This window comes from Bathymodiolus azoricus thioautotrophic gill symbiont (genome assembly GCF_001298715.1).
In the GTDB taxonomy this organism is placed as follows: Bacteria; Pseudomonadota; Gammaproteobacteria; order PS1; family Pseudothioglobaceae; genus Thiodubiliella.
The window spans coordinates 1-1,168 of record NZ_CDSC02000456.1; the positions used below are offsets into that span (position 1 = coordinate 1).

Here is a 1,168-nt window from a genome sequence, read left to right on the forward strand (position 1 = left end):
CTTAATGTTGTATTACTCATGTTTTTTCCTCCTTTTTAGGGATTATAAAATATGAGGGTTTACACAATCTGGTTTACAGGGTCTATTTCTTGCTTTTAAGGTTACTATAGTACCACTGTAGTTTGAGTGGAACCCATTCTTTCCATGCTTGGAGTCTTGTTAAGTCTCTTTTGCAAAAATTAACTTTAGATGCTTCGGGACTCCACATTTCATAGGTATCTAGTTTTTTTACATTTTAAAGATAAAAAGCCATGTGATGTATTCATAAAAAATAGTAATTTTTTTATTTTTTTACCTTTAGAATGGTTTGACACTCTGTATTCGACATTAGTACTACTACGATTAGCCACTATTTCTTTTAACTCACTTGAAGTAAAAAGGGAATTAATAGGATTCAATGTAGGAATACATTGAGGAGCGCTATTGTTTATCTTTTCTACTATATAAGTTTTTCGTGTATAACACTCTATTGTCTTTATTTTTACCACTTGAGGCTCCAAATTTTTAATTAGAAGGGTACAAGTAATCTTTTCCTGATAGTAACGTATTATAACACGATCAACTTTTAAGAATTTTTGACTGCTTTTATACCAAGCCGCTGAGACAGTGATTATTGCTAATATTGATACAATAGCACTTAAAACATCCACGATATAGTTAAATAAATCCATATTTATTGAGAATTAGCACTTGAATTTATTGCCATAATGCAGGTCGAAGTGGCGTATTATTGCTCAACTGCAGTGACTTGCTATGTGTGATTAACATTAGTCTCTATCTACTTTAAAATCATTTAGAATGTAAGAGCCGTGCTCGCCACTAAAAGTAAATTTTGCATGATCATAGGGAAAATCACCATACTTCCAAGTAGTACAGTTCCAAAGATTGTTGGATTTAGAGCCACAAACAGCTAAACTGATACTTTTTGGCTTACCAAATAATATTAATATTTCATCAGAACTCATGCCTGAGTGAATTTTCATTATATTTTTTGTTGAAAATGATAAAGGCAAGGCGGAGCAACTTAGTAAAAAGAATGATATAAAACTAAGAAAAGATAAAGTTGAAAGTGTTTGCATTTTTTAGTGAACTCTGTTTTACACATGACTATTATTATAAGGACATATTTACCTTCATGTTGAATTTACAGAAAAGAAATTACAGTACC

At 31.0% G+C, this 1,168-nt stretch carries 2 protein-coding genes; both read right to left on the minus strand.

What is annotated here, in order from left to right; translation table 11 throughout:
• Positions 1–209: 209 nt before the first annotated feature.
• Positions 210–671: a hypothetical protein gene (locus tag BAZSYMA_RS08670; protein ID WP_090718044.1), complete on the minus strand. Its 462-nt coding sequence runs from the start codon at positions 669–671 to the stop codon at positions 210–212.
• Between the two features lie 96 nt (positions 672–767).
• Positions 768–983: a hypothetical protein gene (locus BAZSYMA_RS08675; protein WP_090718049.1), complete on the minus strand. Its 216-nt coding sequence runs from the start codon at positions 981–983 to the stop codon at positions 768–770.
• Positions 984–1,168 lie beyond the last annotated feature (185 nt).